Origin of the sequence: Anaerobiospirillum sp. NML120449 (genome assembly GCF_023051105.1) — a bacterium.
Classification (GTDB): domain Bacteria; phylum Pseudomonadota; class Gammaproteobacteria; order Enterobacterales; family Succinivibrionaceae; genus Anaerobiospirillum.
Map to the genome: position 1 here is coordinate 68,537 of NZ_JALKIL010000013.1, position 24,202 is coordinate 92,738.

At 51.3% G+C, this 24,202-nt stretch carries 10 protein-coding genes and 1 pseudogene; 1 reads left to right on the plus strand and 10 read right to left on the minus strand.

The window, feature by feature from the left end; all coding sequences use genetic code 11:
- Nucleotides 1–1,477 precede the first annotated feature (1,477 nt).
- The 10 genes and pseudogenes from MXE41_RS05725 to MXE41_RS05770 all read right to left on the minus strand — a co-directional run bounded on the left by MXE41_RS05725 (nucleotide 1,478) and on the right by MXE41_RS05770 (nucleotide 19,798).
- Nucleotides 1,478–3,577: a chemotaxis protein CheA gene (locus MXE41_RS05725; protein WP_247099696.1), complete on the minus strand. Its 2,100-nt coding sequence runs from the start codon at nucleotides 3,575–3,577 to the stop codon at nucleotides 1,478–1,480.
- 9 nt (nucleotides 3,578–3,586) lie between these two features.
- Nucleotides 3,587–4,360 (minus strand): protein phosphatase CheZ, encoded by a 774-nt coding sequence (locus tag MXE41_RS05730; RefSeq protein WP_246978746.1) that lies wholly within the window; start codon nucleotides 4,358–4,360, stop codon nucleotides 3,587–3,589.
- An 18-nt stretch (nucleotides 4,361–4,378) separates the two neighbouring features.
- Nucleotides 4,379–4,774 (minus strand): chemotaxis response regulator CheY, encoded by a 396-nt coding sequence (locus MXE41_RS05735; protein WP_246978747.1) that lies wholly within the window; start codon nucleotides 4,772–4,774, stop codon nucleotides 4,379–4,381.
- A gap of 1,683 nt (nucleotides 4,775–6,457) precedes the next feature.
- On the minus strand, nucleotides 6,458–7,972 hold the full coding sequence (locus MXE41_RS05740; protein WP_247099697.1) for an RNA polymerase sigma factor FliA: 1,515 nt from the start codon (nucleotides 7,970–7,972) through the stop codon (nucleotides 6,458–6,460).
- A 1,313-nt stretch (nucleotides 7,973–9,285) separates the two neighbouring features.
- Nucleotides 9,286–10,104 (minus strand): annotated as a pseudogene (locus tag MXE41_RS05745) (MinD/ParA family protein); the annotation flags it as partial.
- Nucleotides 10,105–10,936: 832 nt separating this feature from the next.
- Nucleotides 10,937–12,574, minus strand: coding sequence for a flagellar biosynthesis protein FlhF (gene flhF, locus MXE41_RS05750; protein ID WP_246978749.1), 1,638 nt, complete (start codon nucleotides 12,572–12,574; stop codon nucleotides 10,937–10,939).
- A gap of 934 nt (nucleotides 12,575–13,508) precedes the next feature.
- Nucleotides 13,509–15,656, minus strand: coding sequence for a flagellar biosynthesis protein FlhA (gene flhA / locus MXE41_RS05755; RefSeq protein WP_247099719.1), 2,148 nt, complete (start codon nucleotides 15,654–15,656; stop codon nucleotides 13,509–13,511).
- A 285-nt stretch (nucleotides 15,657–15,941) separates the two neighbouring features.
- Nucleotides 15,942–16,292 (minus strand): YqcC family protein, encoded by a 351-nt coding sequence (locus MXE41_RS05760; RefSeq protein WP_247099699.1) that lies wholly within the window; start codon nucleotides 16,290–16,292, stop codon nucleotides 15,942–15,944.
- An 81-nt stretch (nucleotides 16,293–16,373) separates the two neighbouring features.
- On the minus strand, nucleotides 16,374–16,868 hold the full coding sequence (gene ruvX / locus MXE41_RS05765) for a Holliday junction resolvase RuvX (protein WP_246978751.1): 495 nt from the start codon (nucleotides 16,866–16,868) through the stop codon (nucleotides 16,374–16,376).
- A 422-nt stretch (nucleotides 16,869–17,290) separates the two neighbouring features.
- On the minus strand, nucleotides 17,291–19,798 hold the full coding sequence (locus MXE41_RS05770) for a hypothetical protein (protein ID WP_247099700.1): 2,508 nt from the start codon (nucleotides 19,796–19,798) through the stop codon (nucleotides 17,291–17,293).
- Nucleotides 19,799–20,948: 1,150 nt separating this feature from the next.
- Here MXE41_RS05770 and MXE41_RS05775 point away from each other — a divergent pair.
- Nucleotides 20,949–22,538: a methyl-accepting chemotaxis protein gene (locus MXE41_RS05775; protein ID WP_247099702.1), complete on the plus strand. Its 1,590-nt coding sequence runs from the start codon at nucleotides 20,949–20,951 to the stop codon at nucleotides 22,536–22,538.
- The last annotated feature ends 1,664 nt before the right edge of the window (nucleotides 22,539–24,202 follow it).

A 24,202-nucleotide genomic window follows, 5' to 3' on the forward strand; every position in this document is an offset into this window, starting at 1 on the left:
CAGCTGAATCAATTTGAATTAAGTAAGCAGGCCTGCTATTGCCTAAAAAAGGCAAAAGCTCCCTGAAGTACACTTCGGCTCCCTGCAATTGAGACACAGAATAAAAATCATCACACACGGGTACAAAACCACTTAACCGCTCGTGCAAATCACAATGCAGGCACGTGATCCGTCCTGCGCTGCTGTATTGCTGCAACAGAGCGCACCTTTGCATACAGAGAAAGTGAAACCTGAAATGGACCGCCCTTATGTCTGAACAGATTCAGCAGGTTCTGCCTGCCTAAACATGTGTGACAGAGCAGATTCAGGTAGTAACGCAGTTTTAGCAGGCGGCACTTACTAAAAGCAACATTATCTGCAGGTTCTGCCCGCAAAATAAGACTCAGCTGTCGCGCGGCCTGACTGACGCTGATTTCCCCTTATGATTAAAAGGAATGAATACAGGTGATGTGTTTGACTGTGCATTTTATGGCTGATAAGCCATTACTGCAATGGTGTGTATATCGGCAAGGATATGCACGGCTTAAGTTACATTGCCAGACTTTAAAGCAAAAAGTCCATAAAGCCGGGCTTTTGTACACTTAAGATACGCCATTATGGGAAAAATAGCAGCTTTGTGTATCTATCTGAAAATTTTTATTGATACAGACATACAACGCCTGATAGAAGAACGGTTTGTGCTTTAGGCCTATAAATACGGGCTCCCGCATATAAGACATGATATATGACCAGTTGTCCGCAGCACTGTTCTGCAATACTAATCTGCCCACGTCTGGGCCCACTCCCAGCTCAGCCACTTTGTCTATGGGCTGCTAAGCCAATTTGGCTGTCTCCTGGTTGCAATACAGAGCCATATCGGGGCCAGAAGCACGAAGCCCGCGCTTATTGTGTTGGCCGCCCAGCATGGCTCCCTGCAATGCCCCAGCACGGCGAACACCTATGCGTGGCGGCTGCATATGTGCCGGAGGCTGCCTATGCGCAGGAGGCTGCATATGCATGGGGGCTGCACATGCGCAGGAGACGGCCTATGTGAGGGGCTGCCTATGCGTGGGAGGCGGCATATGCGTGGGGCTGCACATGCGCAGGAGACGGCCTATGTGAGGGGGCTGCCTATGCGAGGGGGCGGCATATGCGTTGGGCTGCACATGCGCAGGAGACGGCCTATTCGTGGGACCGGGCCGTGCCTGGCTTGAACGGGTGGCGGGGTATGGGCGATTTCTGTAAAGCGGAGGTAATTTTCCTGGCTGGCTTGGGGAAATATATTGACAATCTTATGATCTATTTAAATATGTTGATACATATGAACAGCAGACAAAATAAAAGAGAGGTCTCAAAGAAACCTCTCTTTTCCAGCACAACAGTATGTTGTGCCCTAAATTGCAGTTAAGTCTGTTAGGTCCGGGGGATCCCGGACCGGCAGCTCGGCTCTGGCGGCTTTGCTGCCTGGCTCCGACCAGGGTCGGAGCCTGTATCGGGTTTAGAAGCGATTGCCGCCTTTGCGTGCATAGGCGCGGATCAGACCTGGAATATCCAGAATCAGAGCGATACCACCGTCGGAGGTGATAGTAGCGCCGGACATGCCCGGGGTATGACGCAGTAAGCTGTCTAAAGGCTTAATCACAACTTCTTCCTGACCTACCAGCTCGTCAACAACGAAGCCTACCAGGTTGGAAGCAGGTACCTGTACCAGCACGATATGAGCCTTGCCAGTGAGGTACTCAGAAATGTTGGTATTTTCAAACCACTGCTTGAGGAAGAACAGAGGAACAGCCTTGTCACGGATGATGACGGTGTTCTGTCCATCCACATTACGCATGGATGATAAATCCAGGTAGAAGATTTCGGAGACCGAAGTAAGAGGCAGCGCAAAGGTCCGACCGGAGATCTGTACCATCAGGGTTGGCAGAATAGCCAGGGTTAATGGAACCTTAATCTCAATGGTAGTGCCCTTGCCAACCTCGGAAAGCACACGTACAGAGCCGTTGAGCTTGGAGATATTGGTCTTTACCACGTCCATGCCCACACCACGACCGGAAATATCGGTAATCTCGGTGTTGGTTGAGAAACCAGGGGCAAAGATCAGGTTGTAGGCCTCCTCATCAGAGATGCGGGCTGCACCCTCCTCGTCAAGAACACCTTTGCGAATAGCAGTCTGACGGAGTTTGTCCGGATCCATACCGGCACCGTCGTCAATAATACGCAGCAGAATATGGTCACCCTGCTGGGCAGCTGACAGAGTTACGGTACCTGTAGCAGGCTTGCCATTGGCAGTACGATTGTCTGGAAGCTCAATACCATGATCACAGCAGTTACGAACCATGTGAATCATTGGATCGGCCAGAGCGTCAACCAGGTTCTTATCGAGCTCGGTATCCTCACCTTCCATGACGAGGTTAATCTGCTTGTCGAGCTTACGGGCAAGGTCACGAACCAGTCGTGGGAAGCGTCCGAATACCTTCTTGATTGGCTGCAGACGGGTCTTCATTACCGAGCCCTGAAGGTCAGCAGTGACCACATCAAGGTTGGCGATGACCTTGTTCATCTCCTGATCGGAGCGATGAGCAGCTATGGACACCAGACGGTTACGTACCAGTACCAGCTCACCTACCATGTTCATGATGTCGTCCAGCACCTTGCTGTCCACACGCATGGTAGTTTCAACGTCACCGGCAGCACCTGCTGCGGCATTGTTGCCACTTCTTGGGGCCTTGGTGGCGGCGGCGATCTTGGCCTGAGCACCAGTAAGCTTCTTTTCAGGCTGAGCAGGAGCTGCCGGAGCGGCTGCAGCTGGAGCAGCTGCAGGTGCGGCGGCCTGAGCAGCAGCCGGAGCAGCAGCCGGAGCAGTTGCAGGTGCGGCGGCCTGAGCAGCAGCCGGAGCTGCGGCTGGCTGCTCGTTATGACCGGCAGCCTGAAGCATCTTGTCAAATTCGACGTCAGTCGCGTCTACAGAACCACTGGCAGCTGGGGCAGCAGCGTCACCTGCCTCACCCGGAGCATGACCCTTACCGTGAAGCTGATCGAGCAGAGCTTCGAACTCTTCTTCAGTAATGTCATCAATGCTGCCCCCGCTCCCTGACTCAGCTGCAGCTGCTGGAGCAGGTGCAGGTGGTGGTGGTGGAGGTGGCGGAGGTGGTGGTGGCGGAGCGGCTGGCTCAGGAGCAGGTGCGGCAGCTGCCGGAGCAGCACCGCCACCGGAGCCCTTGCCGTCAGCAATGTCATGCAGACGGGTAATTAATTCCTGAGGGACAGGCTCTAATGGCTCACGGTTCTGAACAGCGGTAAAAAGACGGGTGATTTCGTCATAAGCCTGCAGAACAGCGTCCGATGACTCGGCGTTAAAGGTGATTTTGCCGTTACGCAGCATGTCGAACACGTTCTCAGCTGCGTGGCAGATGTCTACCAGCTCGTTTAACTCAAGGAAGCCGGCACCGCCCTTAACTGTGTGGAAGCCTCGGAAAATAGAGTTTAAAAGGTCCTTATCATTAGGAGTCTTCTCAATCTGGACAAGCTGCTCATCGAGTCGCTCAATGATTTCGCCTGCCTCAACCAAGAAGTCCTGTAGTATCTCCTCATCCATCTTCTACTCCTAAAAGCCGAGACTTGCGAGTAAGTCGTCCACTTCGTCCTGCGAAGCAGCGGCAGTATTTGCCTCAATTTGACTATCAAGAGCTGGACCCTGGGCCTCAATTGCTTTCTGCTTGAGTCTTTCCTGATCTTGCTCAGGTGTGTACTGGCCGAAGAAGCGTAAGAACTCAACGAGCTTACCCTCTACCTCAGTAACCAGGCCGATGACTCGCTGAATCATCTGACCGGTAAGATCCTGGAAGTCCTGAGCCATGAGGATCTCATTTAACTGATTGGACAGATCTGAGGCGTCTTCTGCGGTCTTCTTTAAAAGATCGTCAATACGATGGCATAAAAATACGAACTCGAAGCGGTCAATGCGACCGTTCATCAGATGCTTCCAGATTGGCATAAGATCATCGATGGATGACTTTAATGCATAGGCAATTGGAGTACATCTGTCTACTGCATCCAGAGTACGGGTTGCGGCCTTGTCCGTTACAGAGATGATGTAACGGAGACGCTCGGATGCGTTAGGGATCTCTTCGTCAGTGATCTCACGTAATCTTGGATCGTAAGCAAACTTCTGCACTGCCGTGTGAAGATCACGGGTCAGATAGCCTACCTGCTGATAGAAGCTTTCTTCATGCTGCTGCGTAATGGCAATCAGCTTACTGTCAGCTTCCTTTTGCATGCCAGCCTGCAGCAGCATTACAATTTCCTCAGCATCAGCCAGAGTAATGAGAGGCTTGTCGCTCTCCTGTAACATTGCGTCGGCCTGGTTTAAATCGGACATTTACCGCTCCACCTTCAGTTAAGCTTCACCACCATCAAGGCGCTCGAAGATCTTGTCGAGCTTGCCCTTGAGGATATCAGCGGTGAATGGCTTGACAATGTAGCCGTTTACACCAGCCTGGGCAGCTGTAACGATCTGCTCGCGCTTGGCTTCAGCAGTAACCATTAAAACAGGCAGTGACTTGAGCTTTGGACTCTCACGGATTTTGCGGAGCAGCTCAATACCCTGCATGATAGGCATGTTCCAGTCGGTAATTACGAACTGGAAGTCGCCACTTTCAAGCATAGGCAGAGCAGTAGCACCATCATCGGCCTCATGAGTGTTGTTGTAGCCGAGATCGCGCAACAGGTTCTTAATGATGCGTCGCATGGTTGAAAAGTCGTCGACGATCAAAATCTTGATATCTTTATCCAAGATCTTCTCCTTAACTGCAAAAGGTCTTCAGGCATTCAAAAACTGATGTTCTGCATTTGCAGGACAGCAGGCCTGATTTGACGGGGCTCAGGCAGGAAATACCTGGCCCGATATCACTGACATGTGACAAAAATCTGTTTCATCAGCACTGCCATGTCGCTCTGGTGATTTACTGGAGCAACAGCAGCTGCTTATGAATAACTGTACCGGTCCGTTTAAGGACATGCCATCAGTACAGACGATAATCCTGACAGGATTAGCGCTCAGCTCACGACGCCTGTATCAGACCCTTCTGACAGGCGTAAAACGTTGTTACAAGCTCTAATATTAGCGCCAATTGTTATATCAAGCAAATATATGCCTGACTTTTTGTTTGCCCGGACACGGGCCGGAAGCTCTCTGAGGCGTCTGTCAATTTTCTGCAAAAGATGATTCACAGGGACTTTTCTGTACTGTATCGCGCCCGCATTTTACACCAGCAGGCCGTCCTTATCCATGGACTCATTGATACATAAAAGCAGATCAGGACACTGAAAGGGCGGGCTGTTTTCCTGAAATGATTAAGCTTTGTACCAGATTTAAGATACTCAGAATCTCAGGCATGCAGACTTTAATGGACAAGATTTGTGGCCCTTTTGTTGGGAGTGCTCCTTTCTGACTATGTCATTATGCTGCAAGCTCTGTTCCATACCGGATTAAATGACGGCGGCATCATCAACTGTGTATCTTAAACTGCAGCCGTGAACAGCCCTGACCGAGCATTATGAGCGACAGCTGTGCAGACATACTGCAAAACTGCGGGAAATCTGTTTAAAACTTGAAATAATGGAATATTGAATCGCTGGCCGACGGGCCTGAAATAAGCAGGGCTCTCTTATGTTGAGTAACGCACCCCCTTAATATCAGGGTGCCTCAAGAATCGTTTGTCAGACTAAACAAAGCAAGGTTTTTACCGGGCTGGCCTGAATCCATTAACGCAAAGCCATCATGGATTGTGACTCACACAGCCAGATTCATATGATCAGGGAGTGGAGGAAACTGAGGCTGCCCCAGATACCGTCCCCTCAAACGGCTGCAATGTTACAAACTTTAGCCACAACACACTGTTACAGGATGTTAAATTGCCGGTTAACTACAATAACCTGATACAACAGGCACTTTAATGTACTGATGCGCAAAATGCCAGTAATGCGATGAAGCCATGCTCCGGAAAATCAGCATATATTAGCACAATTGATGGCTTTTAGAATATCAGCAAGGCATGTGAACAGCAGTCAGCATACTCAGCCAGATTCCTGAGCACAGGCAATAACAACTTACGTATGAGCATTATACCAGTACGACTTAAAGCGCTTAAATGCCGCCCCGGCAAGCTCTTCTGATAAGCTCAGCTGCCCTGCCATGTGCTTACATGCATGGCCTGCAATCTCTCCTGGCTTTACTGCCAGCTGATGGCCCTGACGGGCCTTACATGTGCCAGGCTGGCACATACCTGGGACTGGTCAGGCACAGCCGGGCTGGATATGACCTGGGGCTGGTCTGGTCCGGGCTGGATCTGCTGCCCCATAGCCTGTCTGGTCTATTGAGCCATGTCACAAAACAGCGCAGTCCGAACGCGGCAGGCCGAACGCAGCAGTCCGAACATGTCAGTCCGAACATGGCCGGGGATTATGGATGGTCGGATTATTTGGCTGAGCTGGTGCTCTGCTTTTGCTGCATGGCAGCAAACTCTTCCATGGACATTACCACAGGCTTGCTCGAAGGGCGTCCACGGTGCCTGACCGAGTCAGTTGTGCTCTTTGGACGACCTCTGCGTGGCTTTTCAGCTTTTACCGGCTCTTCATCAGCTGATTGAGCTGATGACTCTGCTTCTGCCTCACCGGAGCTGCTGGAGGTGTCAGGACGTACTGAAAGTGAAACTGTATGGTCTGCAGTAACATCCCTGGTGACTGCATCGCCGCGTGACTTTTCTGATCTGGCATCGGCACTGGTATGCTCGGCAATGGCCTCGTAACGGGCACGGCCTGCTGGGCGGCCACGCTTGCGTGGCTTCTCAACAGCTACAGCAATCTCAGGAAGCTCCTTGTTCTGCATTTCTTCAAAGGACTCGAGATCATCAAGAGCACTGAGAACATCATCGTCGTAACCGATAGCACCCTTTGACCTCCTGGTGGCAGGATCTTTGATGGTATCAAGTAATGGTCTGTCGGTGCTGGCAGCCTTAGGTTTGTCATCAGTAGCAGTCTTTATGTGGCTGAGCTGAGCAGGTTTGGAGCCAGGAATCAATGGAGTGTCATTAATCTCACCTGACTCATCAAAGAGCAGTGATGACTTGAGCTTAACTGGAGGCAGCTGTGGCTTTGTGATCTTACGAGGCGGCACTTCGCCACGCTGACGTATTTCTTCTGACGGGAGTGAAGACCAGTCCTCGAGGTCACCGCGCAGGCGTACAAGAGCCTGAGCCAGAATCTGGCAGGTACGGGACTCTGAAATGCCCATAATCATGCCGATTTCTCTGAGGTTGAGCTCCTGATCGTAGTAGAAGCTGACAATGGTGCGCTCGCGATCTGGCAGACTCTCAATGGACTTGGCCAGAGCGTCACGGAACTGCAGTCCGTTGAGCGACTCAAAGAGTTTGTCATCAGGGTTGGTGCCGGAAATCTCATTTAAAGGACGGTCACCGATCACGTCATCAGTAAGACCTGTATCCTCAATACACATGATCTGGGAGCTGTTGCTCTCAAGAAGCATCTGATGGTATCTGTTGATATCAACATTGAGACGGGCTGCAACTTCGATATCGGTAGGTGGGCGTCCCAGTTCGTGGGAAAGTCGTGTCAGAGCATCGCGAATAGCGCGGGTATTCTGGTGTACAGAACGAGGGGTCCAGTCGCTCTGACGGAGCTGATCGATAATGGATCCACGAATACGGATGGCGGCATAGGTTTCAAAGGCAGCGCCCTGTCCGTCCTTAAAGTTCTGAATGGCATCAATAAGACCAACCATTCCAGACTGAATGAGGTCATTGGCGTCCACATATGATGGCAGACGGGTCTTAAGGTGCAAAGCAACACGCTTCACGAGAGGTGCGTACTTGACCACCAGAGTGTTACGCTCTGCAACTCTCTGGCCTTCGTAGGCTTTTGCACCTTTTAACATTGCTTGATTAAGGTTACCCATGAAACGATTTTTTCCCAATTCTTCGGTCTGAGCTGAAACAGGACTTCAACTGTTATTACAGTCTGCTGGCGGCCTGAAACCTAAAACCGCCGGCTCTGATAATTCAAACAGATTCCGGAAACCACTGCCTTGCAAAATAAAAAAATGCACAGCAGTTTTCAAAAAAGCTCAACCTGGTACGGTTTCGTGCCGTTATTCGCAATGAATAGCCAGGTTCGAAAACGGAGCTCCGAGAACAGATATATTCAGGCAGTACTGACTGCGATATGCCAGCATGCTGCTGACGGTCAGCAACACGGGCTTATCCAATTAATATTACCAGAGTATATGACAAGTACAAAATTAGCAAAGTGCCAATATACCGCGCTCTGCCTCAAAAATTGTTCAAAAAGCTCAAAAAAGGAGCAATCAGCATCCGTATAAACCTCAGCTGTCAATCATAAACGGCCGGACTTACGGATAAAGTCAGACGAATGTGCCATGTGCTCCCCTGCCGCCTGTCCTGGTGATTAATGCATCATTCACATGCCAGGCTCACACTTGCCTTGCCGTGAGCATATACTTATATCACAATGCTTAAACCGGGAAGCTGTACAGACTGTGTCCTCTGTTCTGCAGCCTCTGAGTCTGCAGCAGCGAAGTACAGAGCGGCACATTGATGCAATCAGGGCCATCACTTGCCCTTTGCACCAGTGAACTTCCTAGATTTGCTTAAATCATGCCACTGCCCCGGCCTTCCGTGCAGCCGCTTCCGGTCGGCTGCACATATGAGCCTGCTCTGACGTGGCAGCACTCATTTCAGGCAGCCAACATCTCAGGCAATGCTCGCGCAGGCGGCGCCCATCTCAGGCAATGCCCGCGCATCCGGCGCCTATCTCAGGCAATGCCCGCGCATCCGGCGCCTATCTCAGGCAATGCCCGCGCAGGTGGCGTTGATGAACCGGACATGCCAACGCTCATACACCATGCCAGAGGGCTACAGGGTGGGAGCTTATGAGGCCATTTTAGAATCCCTGCAGATTTTATCCACAAAAAAACCGCACAGCTGTGCGGTTTTTTTTTGTTTGAACAATCGGAAATCAGCGGGCTGGTTCGTCTTCCGGATCAATAAGTCCGTTGGCAATGGCATCTTCACGAACATTGGCAAACTGATCTGCAATCTCCTCATCATCCTCATCGATGGCGATCTGACCTTCTTTGAAGTTGACGTCTCCATCAAGCTGCAGGCCCAGCTGGCTGCCGATAGAGGCTGGAGGCTCAAGGCCACTGCCCTGAGAGATGTCGAAATCAGGTGTCTGAGGCAGCTCAGGCAGATTGCCATGCTCATCTGGACGGCGAATCAGGTTCTCAACAAAGAACTCCAGATAGCCACCGGCAATATCAGGAATAGGCCAGTTGAGTACACGGCGTCCCAGGCTCTTGAAAGCACGGGCAGCAGGTGCCTGAGGGAAAGCATCAACTACGCAGGTACGCTGGCGTATTGCCTTGCGCATGTTGATATCAATTGGGATACAGGCGCACAGCTCAAGAGCCACATCAAGAAACTTGTCGGTGAGGGTGACCAGCTTCTTGAACATGAACTTGCCTTCTTCCAGAGAGTGGACCTGGTTGGCAACAATGCGGAACTTGGAAACACCGTAATCGTTGGAGAGAACCTTCATCTGGGCATAGGCGTCAGCAACGGAGGTTGACTCGTTGCACACAACCATGATTACGTCCTGAGCGGCACGGCAGAATGACAGCACCATGTCGGAAATACCGGCTGCGGTATCAACAATCAGGAAGTCTACAGGCTCTTCAAGGCTGGAGAATGCTCTGATGAGACCGGCATGCTGATCGATGGACAGCTCAGCCATCTCCTTAAGACCGGAGGAGGCAGGAACAATACGCAGTCCCTCTGGGCCATCCTGGATGATCTCCTGAAGAGTGCATTCGCCACGCAGCACATGAGCCAGGTTCTTTCGAACCTTGAGTCCCAGCATAACGTCGATATTAGCCAGACCAAGGTCAGCGTCGAACAGCATGACATGCTTGCCCATCTGACAGAGGGAAACGGCTAAATTTAAGGACACTGATGACTTACCGACGCCACCTTTACCGCCGGTAACAGTAATAACCTTAACTCTTCTCCATTTGTATTTTGGTGCCATACAAACGATATCCTACACCAGCAAACTCTTAAGCTAAAAGTTCACGCTCTATGCGCTAATTGAAAATCTTGTGCTCTGAGTTTCAGCAGAAATTACAGAGCAGAAACTTGCGGCTTTCAGACCTGAGGTCTGTCCGGAGCCTCTGTTACACCCTGAAATAAACTGATTCAGGGGCCGGAAAATCAAGCAGGTGACTATGCTGAAGTTATGACAAATCCGGTCTGTTCATGCCGGTCTTAATATCTAGTAATCTTACTATATTAAGCACCGTGCTTACAGATACGCAGATCGCACTAACAGCTTTTGGCAGCATCTTGCATGTCAGGGATTGCACTTAATGTACGCTCTCTCCACGATTGCTCACGGGATACCCTGTGCTGCAGCAGCGTCAAAATTCGTACAGTCAGGTGGACAAAGTCATGCCTGCACCCCCAGAGATGCAAGAATTAAGCCGCATCAGTTTAGACCTGAACTTAATGCAGTGAAAACATTCACTGCCTGAACAGCTGCACAGGCTGTGCAGACAGCCCGGCTTCATGGGCTTTTGTACCAGCTGTGCCGATACACTGGCTTCATGGGCATTTGTACCAGCTATGCCGATACACTGACTTCATGCGCTTTTGTACCAGCTATGCCTATACACTGGCTGCATGCGCTTTTGTACCAGCTATGCCGATACACTGGCTTCATGCGCTTTTGTACCAGCTATGCCGATACACTGGCTGCATGCGCTTTTGTACCGGCTGAGGCGCAGGCCCTAAAGCCTCACTGTTGCCCCTGCCTGACCCGTTCACGCTGACTTGTACATCAGTTTCCGGGCTGAATGCCAGGACTACTGGCGGGCCATTTCACGCTGGGCAGCGTCGTCTTCGACGGCTGACAGAGCGCGGCGGGCCAGAGCATTTGGATTTGGAATATCCAGATCCTCAGGCACTCGCTGACCGTCTGTGATGTAGCTGATTGGCAGCTTCATCTCAATACAAAGTGACAGAGCATCACCTACATTCTGGCACTCGTCAATCTTGGTCAGAATCAGACCGGTCAGACCAACAGTGGAGAAGTGGTCATAAGCATGTTGAAGAACCTTGCGCTGGGTAGTGCAAGGCAGCACCAGATAGTGCTTGAGCTGGAGAGATGACTGCAGCTTGAGCTGAGAGAGCTGAGCGTTGAAACGCTCATCCTTGAAGCCCACACCGGCAGTATCTACCAGAATCAGACTCTTGTCTGAAAGGGTGTAAAGCAGCTGAGGCAGTTCGCCCAGATTCTTTACGGCATAAGTAGAGCAGCCCATGATACGGCCATAGGTCTTAATCTGCTCTACAGCACCAATACGGTAGTGGTCAGCAGTTACAATGGCCACACGCTGCGGGCCGTAACGCATGACGAAGCGGGCAGCAAGCTTGGCCAGGGTTGTCGTCTTTCCGACACCTGCAGGACCAATAAGGGTAACAATACCGCCCTTGGAAACAATTTCATCATCACCGGTGAGAATTGCGCGCTCAATAATAGGCACCAGCTCACGCCAGGCGTCATTGAAGGTAATCTCGGCAGGAAGCTGGTTGACCAGATTGTCAGCCACATTCTCCGAAAAGCCTACAGAATTGAGCAGCTTGAAGACCATGGCCTTTACCGGCTCATTGCGCGAACGGTTGTCCTGAAGCAGACCGGCCAGCTCAAACTGCAGCAGCTTGCGGATGTTCTCCACCTCTGCACGCATTTTCTCAAGGTCCTGGCGGACAGCCACATCAGGAGTACCGGCACCACGGTAGGTATCGATACCAGCCTTGTTTTCGTACTCTTCCTTTTCCTGCTTGGTCTTGGACTTAACGAAAAAGTTCTTGAACTCGCGCTGCTGTGACAGTGGCAGTGGCGGAGTTTTGAAAAGATCGGCATCGTCATCCAGTGATGGATCAATACGTGATGGGCCGGCTTTTTTCATTGGGTCATTGGCCATATCGTCATCTTCTCCAACTACTGGATTAATAATTCTTGAGACACCTGTTCCTTTTAATGAGCTGGCTTTAGCACGGCGATCTTCCTGATCCTTGCTCTGCTGTTCACGGGTAGCTGCAATATTGTTGAGCAGCTTGTCGCCCGTTTCCTTGCTCATGGCCTTCTGGCGCTCGAGAATTTCGATAAGGCTCTGGGCATATGCCTGGTTCTTGCCACCAATGAGTCTGCGATCGTTAGGGGCACGGCCTGGCTTGTTGCCACTTAAATCAACCCTGTCCTCGGACAGCTGGCGATCACCAGGGGCACCAGGGGCTGCCTGGGCACCCGGTGCAGCGCCTGGGCGCGCACCTGCAGGTGCAGCCGGCTTAGGAACTGGCAGACTTTCAACACCTGCCACGATCTCAATGCCGTCTGCAACTCTCTTATTCGACATGATGATAGCGTCATCGCCCAGCTCATCCTTTACCCGGGTGAGGGCCTCACGCATATCTTTAGCTACAAAGCGCTTTAACTTCATAAAAATCTTGCGGCGAGAAAAATCATCGTCCCATGACGAGGAGGGATCGCAGCACTCCTTTGGATAGTCCGTTAAAAAGTCTTACGCTTCTCATCCGGTAACAGTTCAAATCTGACCGTACCTGCACAAAGCAGCGTCTGCCATCTTGCGATGGCAGCCTGTCAGCCCCACGGGGCAGCCACATCACAGCCTTTTCAGGCCGGGCAGCCTGTGCCGGGTATAACTCCAGATAACGGAGCCGGACCGTGTCTGCAGGGACTGTCAGACAATGCAATGGAATATGACATTGCAGTTCCAGAACTTGATTAATGCAGTGCAGCTGTCACAGCAGCGCACCGTCAGAATCATGTTGTCAGGCAGCATCACGCACTGCCAGCATAACTTCAGCCTTAACATCTGTAATACCTTCTGTGTGCAGACCGATACTGCAGGGCTGATCACAAGATTCTATAAAAATTTTTCCGATAAACCAACACTCTGCACATCTCAAAGGGCATATTAACGGGCTTCATACCCGTATGTGCCCCTGCCGTTAACCGATTGGGAACCGCTCAAAAGCCCGAGTAGACCGCGACGGTGAACTGATGCTAGATACCGGAACTGCAGTGCTTTTGGACTCGCGATTAAAAACCGTTTGCGGTCAGATTCATCATAGAGCACAAAACATACAACAACAGTAAAGAATTTTACAAGCAATTTTAATGCCGCGCACCTGTGTCAAAAGCCCGTCCAATGGCCGTTTTCAGCAGATAAAACACGTTTTACAATACGGATTTTTCATCAGTCATTTTAAATAACCGCAGATAAAAAGAGGGGCTCCATGTTGTAACATGGAGCCCCTTGAATCTTTCAATAAGAGCATCTGCTCTGTGGGATATGTCCGGCACTGCAGCCTGTCAGTTAAAGCTGAGTGGCTGCAATGGAGGGACAGGCACTAACCTCTGATCTGAGGCTGAGCGTTGTTGTTGCCCACTACAGAGACAATCTTAATCTGCTTGTCATCAGGGATTTCCTGATAAGACAGTACACGCAGACCAGGAATGGTGTTCTTGACGAAGCGTGACAGAGTAGAGCGCAGAATACCAGAGGTCAGCAGAATGGCTGGCTCGCCGGCCATTTCCTGATTTGCTGTAGCCTCGTACAGGCTCTTCTGCATACGGTCAGCAAGACCTGGCTCAATACCGACACCCTCGGCACCACCAGTCTCCAGAGACTTGTGCAGTACCTTCTCAAGATCAGGAGAGAGGGTAATAACAGGAATGATAAGGTCGCCACCAACAATGTCCTGAATAATCAGACGACGCAGACCGATACGGCAGGCTGCGGTCAGAACTTCAGGGTCCTGACTCTTAGGTGCGTACTCAACCAGAGTCTCGAGGATAGTACGCATGTCACGTACTGGCACACCCTCGTGCAGCAGATTCTGCAGCAGCTTGGTTAACAGACCAAGGTTGACGATGTTTGGAACCAGACCGTTGACCAGCTTAGGCTGAGTCTTGGAAACAATATCCAGAATGTTCTGAACTTCTTCCTGACCAATAAGTGAGGCACAGTTGTTAGCCAGAATCTGGGACAGGTGGGTTGCTACTACGGTGGAGCAGTCTACCACTGTATAGCCAAGGCCCAGTGCACGGTCATTATCAGGCTTGGAAATCCAGACAGCTTCAAGTCCGAAGGCAGGGTCCTTGGTAGGAATACCAGGTACACGACCGAAGACCTGGCCAGGGTTAATGGCCATGTCGCGGTCCGGCTGAATCTCAGCCTCACCGAAAGTTACGCCCATCAGGGTAATACGGTAGCTGTTTGGACCGAGGTCAAGGTTATCACGGATATGAACAGGTGGAATAAGGAAGCCCAGATCCTGGGAGAGCTTCTTACGCACACCCTTAACACGGTTTAGCAGTTCACCACCCTGAGCCTTATCCACCATAGGAATGAGACGGTAGCCCACTTCAAGGCCGATAACGTCAACTTCAGAAACGTCATCCCAGGAAAGCTCACGCTGATCAGGAGCCTGCTCAGGTGGCTCTGGAGGAGGTGCCATGGCAGCCTCAGCCTCAGCAGCCTTCTTGCTTTTGATGAGCAGACCAATGATGAGGGAAATGGCAGCCAGAGAAAGGAATGCCATGTGAGGCATGCCAGGAACGATACCCATAACGAACAGTACACCGGCTACGATGTACATGGTCTTAGGCTCATTGAAGAGCTCGGATACCACCTGCTGACCCATTTCATTATCGGTACCGTTCTGACGGGTAACGATAATAGCGGCAGCTACGGACAGTAAGAGGGAAGGAATCTGAGCAACCAGACCGTCACCGATGGTCAGCAGAACGTATACACGGGCTGCCTCACCCATGGACATGCCATGGAAGATAGTACCGATAATGATACCGCCGATAATGTTGATGAACAGAATCAGCATACCGGCGATGGCGTCGCCCTTTACGAACTTGGAAGCACCGTCCATGGAGCCGTAGAAGTCAGCTTCACGGGCGATTTCGCTGCGGCGCTCACGTGCCTGTTCCTGATTGATAAGACCGGCGTTAAGGTCGGCGTCGATAGCCATCTGCTTACCTGGCATGGCATCGAGAGTGAATCGTGCGGATACTTCGGAGATACGGCCGGCACCCTTGGTAACTACGATGAAGTTGATGATCATCAGAATGGTGAAGACGATTAAACCTACTGTGTAGGAACCGCCCATTACCACGTGACCGAATGCCTCAATCACCTTACCGGCTGCGGCGGTACCGTCCTGACCGTGGAGCAGAATCACACGGGTGGAAGCAACGTTCAGCGCCAGACGTAAAATCGTGGTTAACAGCAGAACGGTAGGGAAGGAACCGAAGTCAAGCGGCTTCTTGGCATAGATTGCAACCAGCAGTACTACCATGGAGAGCGCGATGTTGAATGAGAACAACATATCGAGCAGTACTGGAGGAATAGGCAATGTAATCATTGCCAGACATGCCAGTACCAGCAATGGTGTACCAAGCTTTACTACACGCAGTTTACGGTAGGCAGCACCGCCAATGGAAAGACCCTGAGCTACCTTGGGGTTGGCTCTGGCCTTGTCCATGGCACCTGAAACAGGTGCTGATACCTTGGAACTTAGATTTGAAAAGAAACCCACTGTCAAATCACCGACGGCTGTAATGAAAAGAATAATTCCCCCTTTCATGCAAGACTTTTGCCATGGACAAAAGCCCGTATTTAAGGGAAAAATCAGATAAACAGGCTTGATGAATCCTGCCCTGCCTGCAGTAAAAATCCACGAAGAACAATATCAGTCTCATCAGGAGACTGCACATTAAAAAACGTTACATTAATACCGCCAGTCAGCCAGAATTCATGACCGGGCCTGTCAGCCCTGATTGCTCTCAATAGTAATCAGATTATCCAGAGTCTGCAAAGCACCAATAAGGCTGCGGTATACCCCCCACTGGCCACGGTACTGCTCCTGAGCATAAGTGTGAACGGTCATGGCAGCAGGTAAAGGGGCACCTGCAGCAATCATGATGCGAAAACGCTCAATGAGAACGTATTCGAGCCACTCATGAAACTCAATGGTATCAAGGCAGAAAGGAGTCTGGGAGTTGAGGTCGCTGTCCGATGGCCTCTTGTCCTCACCACCCCATAATTCGAGGCTGCGCAGCTCCTGCTCAATGGCATCAAGCTGCTCTTTGATGGCATGAAGGTCATGTTGACCGCTCATAAAACTCTCTCCAAAGTATGAATATGTCTGCCTGCCTGGCTGCAGGCGCAGCCTGCGTGACAACAGTCACTGGCTCTGAGGTCAGGTCTGTGGCTTTGCTTTTGATGCCAGATGAACAGGGTCGGAAAAAGCGCATTCGCTGGAGCGTCCGCCCATATCAAAAAAACCTTCCAGGATGATGCGGGCTGCAGTTGCATCAATGCGGCCCTTGTTACGCACCAGAGCGCGGTAGCCGCCCTGATGGCTGAAAATCTCGTCTTTGGCCTGAACTGAGGACAGACGCTCGTCCTTGAAATAAACCCTGAGTCCGTAGCGGCTCATCAGTCTGTGACCGAACTTGCGCGCTCTGGGCGTCATCTGCGGATCAGCTGTGCCATCCATGTTCACAGGCAAGCCTACCACAATATAGTCAGGCTGCCACTCACTGAACAGATCTTCAACTTCCTGCTCAGAGGGTATGCCATTGTTGGCCTTGAGTGACTTGAGGGCCTGAACTGAGCCCACAGTCTCATTGCCTGAGGCTACACCAATGTGGTGAATACCAAAATCAAAAGCCAGTACACGTCCGCTGCTCACAGCTGCTCCTAAAATAACAGTTCAGTTGCTTTCCTCTGCTGCCCGACATACCAGGTTCAGGCAGAGGCACCATCAGCATCCTGCAGCACAGCCATGAGGCCAGGCTCGGACCGTCCGGGGACTGCATTATGCCACTTAAGAAGACATTTTTGTGAAAAGCACTCAGAATCAATAATTATAACGCGCACCGGCTCACAAGACGGAAAGCCAGATCCACTGCCCCACAAATAATCACTCCGTTAATCCCAGGCAAACGCTGATCTGCCCGGCCATGCCATGGCAAGCCAGTGCGGGGCCCAGCACATGCCATGGCAAGCTGGAGCCATGGCTATGTACATGGCAGAGGACGTGGCTGTGGCCCGGCCCTGAGCCCAGGCCAGGGCCGGAGCCTGGGCCGGGGCCGGAGCCAGGGCGCTTTGAGCTTATGGGAGGTAGGCGCCGTTGAACATGATCTGGGCGCGACGGCTGCGGCCCAGCAAAGCTGTAGCGTTGACGTCAAAGCTCTTGATGCTCTCATAGCACAAGTCACCAATGGCCCTGTGTACCGCCTGCAGATTGACAGAGGTGGTAATGACCATTGGCAGATTGTTACGGGAGCGCTCCATAAGCAGCTCGGCAAAGATCTTCTGACTGAAGACTTCAAGGGCCACATTGTCGCTGCACAGTCCATCAAGTATCAGCAGATCGACCTTGCACATGGCATTGAAGCTGCGGTCACGTGACTGCTTTTCCTCAGCCGTCTCCTTGTGCGTGAACATTCTGGTCTGCTTTACATCATCGAAGCTGACAATCATGACCAGAGGAAGCTCAGGATTGGATGCATGGTAGTGAGCCATGGCCTTGAGGCTCATGTATTTGTTGGCAATGGCATGGCACAGCTGGGTCTTGCCTGATCCGCGATCGCCAAATAACAGCAGCAGCTGACGACTCAGGAAGGTGTTGACACGGCCAAGGAAGTACAGCGCCTCGGTAAATGCTGCATTGTTGAGATCATCACGTCTTAAGGCAGCAAAGCTGTAATCTGGATTGATCTTGCCCGTGCGGCGCATCTGAGACATGAAGTTACGGTAATAAGCCTCTTTGCGCAGATGAACCTCACCTGCAACCTCTCTGGCCTCATTACGTCTCATCAGATAGATCTCAAAAGGATCTACCTCTACTGAATCGACATCAATGCCGCTCTGCTTTTCGATTACCCTGAGCAGTAAATCAAGTCCACGCATTGGGCGGTCAAGATAGCGTCCCTGCCTGTCAGTACCTGAATACAGTGGCTCTTCCTGCAAAAATGCATCAAGCTCACTCTGCTCCGTGCTGCCCTGAGCTTTATCCAGATCCCTGCCCCCGTCCTTTGAACTCTTGCGGCCCTTGTTAATACCTGAGCGCATACTCTGGGAGACCTCGCTTATCAGGGCAGAAATACTGTCACCTTTTCCTGATGAGTTCAGACCTGACAGCCCCTCTGCTGCGCCAGCACCAGCACCAGCCGCACGGGCCAATCCTGCACCGGCGTCACCTGTCATGCCTGAAGCTGCAGCACTGGCTGCAGCACTGGCTGCAGTACTGGCTGCGGCACCTGATACGGAGGAAGCTCCCGAGCGGTTTTTAATCCAGCTGGCATCGCAGAACATGCTCTGAGCAAGAGCCGGGTCAATACCCATGCCCTTCATGCGCGCCATCATATCGTTGTAGCGGCCCTCATCACCGGCATTAAGGGCATAGCGCTCGGAAAGCTCACCAAAGGAAAGAGTACTGGTATCGATATCACCCATGTCATCGATTACCGGGGTATCGATGATGGTGCGGCTGGAAACACGGCTGCGAAATGTAGCCTCGAGAAAGTGCTCCAGTCTTACCAGTCGGTTACGCTGCTCTATGACATGATTGCATACATCGCGTACCGGTTCAGGAAGAGATGCAGGCACAGGAGAGACAGGCAAAAGCCTCACTTTACGGGACAGAAAAGCATTGTTCTGGCCGCCAAGCGGCCACTGGTCTTCAGCACTGACTGCCCCGGAGTTTACTTTGGATACACCACCGCTGGTTCCACCAGAGGCCCCACCGGCAGGCACACTGCCAGCAGCCTGACCTGCAGCATGAGCAGCAGGTCCGACCTCTGCAGCCGCTGCGTAAGCTCTGGTACTGACAAGTGGACCAGCCCCTACAGGTACCTGCCTGGCAGGACCGCCATTTTCAGAGAGCAATCCTGAACCGGCAGCGCCATCAGCAGCTGCACCTGCGCTGCCATGTCCGCCCTTAGTGTTAACTATATGATCCTGACGCACATTGCCCTGCGTATCGCCAGCATTGCCGGCGTTAAAGCTCATGACCGCCATGTAGTCCTTGTCTGCTGGTCCCTGACCAGGGCCCTGGCTCTGGCCCTGAGAAGGGGCTGTGCCTGGCCCCATCCCCTGCCCTGCAGCCATAGCGCCTCCCTGAGCCATGGCTGGCACGGGAGCCTGACGCATATTGCTCTGAAGTGAAGCAAAAGTTGAAGCCAGTCCAGCCATGGCACCTGCAGGCCCATTATGAGCAGAGCTTTGAGGCGGCATCTGATTAAAGGATGAAGAGACCGCTTCGCCTGGCCACGGGGACGCTCCCTGCTGCCCCGGCCATGGCTGTGCGCCACCTGCAGCAAAAGCTCCAGGCGCAGCCTGCCCCTGTTGACCATGGGCACGGATAACCTCTCCCTGAGAGTTGTAACCACCAGCAAAAGCACTGACAGGCTCAACTGGCGCCGATGCATTCAGTCTGGTGGTTTCAGGAACGTTAAAGCGCGACGGGGCACTGCTCATCTGGGGATTTCCGGCCATGTAAGGTCCATTACCTGTATATGAGGCCATGCCGTCACCATCAGCACGGCCTGAGGCCTGAGATAACGCCTCTGCTGATTCAGACTGATTGCTCTTTGCGTTGCCGTTGCTGTCTGTCATATATCAAAGCTCCAAAGTCAGGTTGGACCACCAGGCATGCTCAAACCATTCCCGCCCTCTCGGCCGCCGCAATCATGACGTATTGCTGCATTTGCCAGGAACTGCCGATGTTCAGCTGCTCTTCAGCTTTGCAGACAGACCGCACGCAGAACCACGACTCTGCTGCATGATTGCAAAACGGGCGGCGCTGTAGCCCATGAGATTGACAGTAAAGCCATGCATATAAGCTGCACGTGGTCAGATTGTCAAATCAGGAGGTTCAGGATGGAATGAGGGACTCATGTAAAGGTCTTGAGTATAGGAACAAAGAGCCAGGCGATCAACACAGGGCAATATTCATATATGGGTGTATCTGCATCAGACATAAAGGCACGTTGCTGTCCGCATAAGAATTGAAGTGACCGACACCTTATGTGCTCAATGTAGTCCCGGCCTCAGAAAGTACCCTTCAGGCTCATGAGCTATCTGCAATCAAATGTCTGTACATTCATCATGGACGTAAACCATTTCCAGTTTCGTATTATTTAGTATGTCCAGTTGGACAATATGGCCGCTTTACAGATGTTGCTTTATCCGAAAAATATGCTATATGTTTATCTATGACGGTTGTGCAACGCCTTATCTGTACGGCTGTCTTACGTTGCAGATTCACAATATGAGACAGGCTAAATGCTTGAGCAGCATCCAATATGTGATCCTGTAAGCACAGATCGAGGTACAGGAAAGCGCAGGATTCTCAACCACAGTCTGAGCCGGAGCCTTAACCGGTAGCTCAGCCGGCGCCTGAACCTGGCGTTAAGCCGGAGCCTTAACCGGGCGTTGAGCCAGTGCCTGAGTCTGGCGTTGAGCCGGTCCCTGAACCGGGCGCTGAGACGGCGCTACAGCCATGCTTTGAGCAAGATCCATAACTGGAGCTATGCTTTTTGCAGACACAGGGCTTTGTCATCAGTAACCTCTCTGACCTTAACTGAGCCATGAGCCAGCACAGTACCAGGCTGCCAGATGGCAGCTGCCTTAACCCGAATTCTTACCGTGCCTGTTTAAAACTGCCAGCAGGTACTGGTCATATTCCGCCTTACTGATATTCAGTACCAGAATTATCTGCCCCCTGATTCCGGCCGGCCCCACCCCTTTCCACAGAGACGCTACCATGCGAGATAACGGACCAGTAAACAATACCGAGCACAGATTTCCAGATGACAGCTCCGCCCGAATCATTTCCATTACTGATCTCAATGGCATCATTACCGAAGTAAATGATACCTTTGTTGAAATCAGTGGTTTTTCCCGCGAAGAGCTCATAGGACAGCCGCACAATGTGGTCCGTCATCCGGACATGCCGACTCACGTCTTTGACATCATGTGGCAACGCCTCAAGCATGAGGAGCCATTCATGGGCATCATAAAGAACAGGACCAAGGATGGCGGCTTCTACTGGGTTAATGCCTACATTCATCCTATTGTCCAGAACGGCCAGCTGGTAGGTTATGAGTCTGTACGTACTGCTCCGGATCGTGATCAGGTAAAGCGTGCTGAGGAAATTTACAGACAGATGCGTGAAGGCAGGCAAATCAGGCCACGCATGACTGTCAATGACAGCGCTCTGATAGCGGTCTTTGTCATTGCTGCTGCCTGCTGCCTGTTCTTTCAGGGCGGCCTGTCCATCGAGAGTATTATATGCATGCTGATCATGCTGGCATGCATGCTTACTGTGACAGCCCGCCGCGCCCGTCTCTTCAGATTTATCAACCGCGTCTTTACTGACCGTTCCAGCATTCTCAACAACAGAATCTACAGCTTCTGTCGCGGCACAGACTGCAGTGCTGTTTATAACATCATGTACCACGTCAAGGCAGTAGACGGTGTTATGACTCGCGTCAGGGAGAACGCCCAGAAGCTCAAGAACATTGCTCAGCAACAGCTGGAGGATCAGAATGCCAGCATGAAGCAGCTTGATGAACGCTCCCACTTCACAAGTGAGATCATGGCCGATCTGCATGACATTTCCGAAGAAATCTCCAGCATGATAGGTGATGTAACCCGAAGCTCATCAGAGGCTGCCCACAGTGCCAGAGAGATTTCTGACATGGTAGGAAGTGGTATGAACATGTCTGTTCAGACCATGGATACCATCAACCATCTGCGAGATTTGACCTCACGCAGCAGCGAAATGATTAACGATCTGGCTTCCCGCGTTGATGATATCGACAAAGCCTCTGAGCTCATCAAAGGCATTGCAGCGCAGACTAATCTGCTTGCCCTTAACGCATCCATTGAGGCCGCCCGCGCAGGTGATGCCGGCCGTGGATTTGCTGTAGTAGCCGATGAGGTACGCTCCCTCTCCCTGCGAACTGAAACCACTACTGTTCAGATTAAGGAGCTGATTCAGCGCTTTGAAGCTACAGCACACAGCGCCGTATCCCTATCAGAGGAGGGCCTTAACAACGTCAATAGCGGTGTTGAGCAGATTGAGCAGACCAGCTCCCAACTAAATGAAATCCAGGAGCACATTAAACACATAACCCAGCTTGCCGGAACTATGCACGACTCAGTCAGAGAGCACAGTTCTACTGCCTCTGAGGTAGGCAAGAAGATTGAGCATATCCTGGCCATCAATGATGAAAACTCAAGCTCTGCAACCAGCAGCCTCAATCAGACAGCCGTTATTACCAGCATGTCAACTGAGCTAAGCAGCATGATTGATCGCTTCAGCCGCGAGAGCCGCACCGGCCACAACTAAGTCCTGTTAAAGCTGTCTTGCCACAGCCCGGCTGCCGGCCGGGCCGTACCAGCTCCCTTTCTTGATGGCCAATCCTGGCCGGGCAGTACCTGTCCCATGCCAAATGACTATTGATGGCAGGGATGTGCACGTCCCCATCATGCCTGCCCACATCCATCCCGCTCCACTCAGGGGCTGTCATGCCCGGCAATCGCTCCAGGCTCCCCAGTAATGTAATTGCCCGCTTTTTCTTTCCCTGCACCTGCTCTCTGGTACTTTCCTTACACGACCTTTACCAGCCTCGTCTAACCAGCCGGCCCAACCTCCACCAGCATCGTCTCATCGGTCGCCAGACCTTTACCAGCCACTTCTCACCAGCCGGCCCAACCTTTACCAGCCTCGTCTAAGCAGTAGGCCCGACCTTTACCAGCCGCGTCTCATCGGTCGCTCGACCTTCGCGTGTGTACAATTCTCATCTTTCACTTCAGGTCACAATCACCGCGATCTGGGGTACTGCCGGGATAACCTCTCAAGTCCTACAATAGAACCATTTTGCAGATATACAGGCTATTTTGGCTCCATGATTCACCTTGTATGTGAGCTAAGCCATTAATAAAATAACTACCTGAGCCTGGATCCCAGTTTTCATAATAAACAAAACGTCATGTTTATCTGATTTAGCTACCATTTTTGCAGTATAGAACGACAATAATACATGTGATAATGTGTCTGTTTTCCCCTCTGTCGTGCATGCGGTTGTGTAATCAGGTGCCCTGATGGAGCTTGCTTCAATGCCTCCTCTTCATGAGGCATCAGTACATGCCATGGCAATGTGATGTCCTGGAGCGATGTTACTGCTATTGAGCTATGAGGAAATTTCTGGGCGTGTTGTGCACATGCACGTAAATCAGCCCGTACAAAGCATAAAGTCCAGAATTTTCCCATTTTAATTCAGGGACACCGAGGCAAGCTTATTAAATAAAAAGGTACTTTCCTGGCGTATATCTGCACTTTTGATTGCATTGACAATTGTCTGTTTATTAATTTAGCACTACATGGTTCATGTCATCATGATCCTGCGCAAACGTTTGAGCAATTGATGGGCTAGTGCCATTTCATTGTGTGATCTGTGTAAGTTTTTCAGTAAAAGGTCTGTCAATGTGATGATAAGATTTATCAAAATTTGCGCATGAATCAAGCCTGATTTTATGCCGGATAAAGCCATATTATAGATATTCAGCAATACAGAAGATAATGTACTTTTTATCCCATAATGTATACAAGATACATATATAGCTATGCCGGGGCGCCCTTTCATAGATACATATCGCACAGTTATGCAATCAGGCTCAGGTATAGACATATGCATTATCAAGTGTTTTTGATCTTGTTTATACATTTATATATCGTTGTATATAGCATAATTTTCGCCTAATCTTTGGGTCATACCATGACTCTGGCAACCATTTAGGCGCATTGATATGTTTAAGTATATGCACAGTTTATTAGCATGTGAGGACCATGCATACACATATGCCTGGAACCGCAGCTTATTGCAGACTTAAGCCCTGATAGCAGGCACTGCTCAGGGTCCAGATGCAGCCGCTGACGTCAGTCATAGCCCCTGGATGCAAGATGCAGCCGCTGACGTCAGTCATAGCCCCGGATGCAAGATGCAGCTGCTG

What these genes read in the sequence shown, in the direction of transcription:
- MXE41_RS05725 (WP_247099696.1), bottom strand. Translation starts at nt 3,577, where the DNA reads ATGGATGAGGAGATACTACAGGACTTCTTGGTTGAGGCAGGCGAAATC.
- MXE41_RS05730 (WP_246978746.1), bottom strand. Translation starts at nt 4,360, where the DNA reads ATGTCCGATTTAAACCAGGCCGACGCAATGTTACAGGAGAGCGACAAG.
- flhF (WP_246978749.1), bottom strand. Translation starts at nt 12,574, where the DNA reads ATGAAGTTAAAGCGCTTTGTAGCTAAAGATATGCGTGAGGCCCTCACC.
- flhA (WP_247099719.1), bottom strand. Translation starts at nt 15,656, where the DNA reads ATGGACAAGGCCAGAGCCAACCCCAAGGTAGCTCAGGGTCTTTCCATT.
- MXE41_RS05760 (WP_247099699.1), bottom strand. Translation starts at nt 16,292, where the DNA reads ATGAGCGGTCAACATGACCTTCATGCCATCAAAGAGCAGCTTGATGCC.
- MXE41_RS05770 (WP_247099700.1), bottom strand. Translation starts at nt 19,798, where the DNA reads ATGACAGACAGCAACGGCAACGCAAAGAGCAATCAGTCTGAATCAGCA.
- MXE41_RS05775 (WP_247099702.1), top strand. Translation starts at nt 20,949, where the DNA reads ATGCGAGATAACGGACCAGTAAACAATACCGAGCACAGATTTCCAGAT.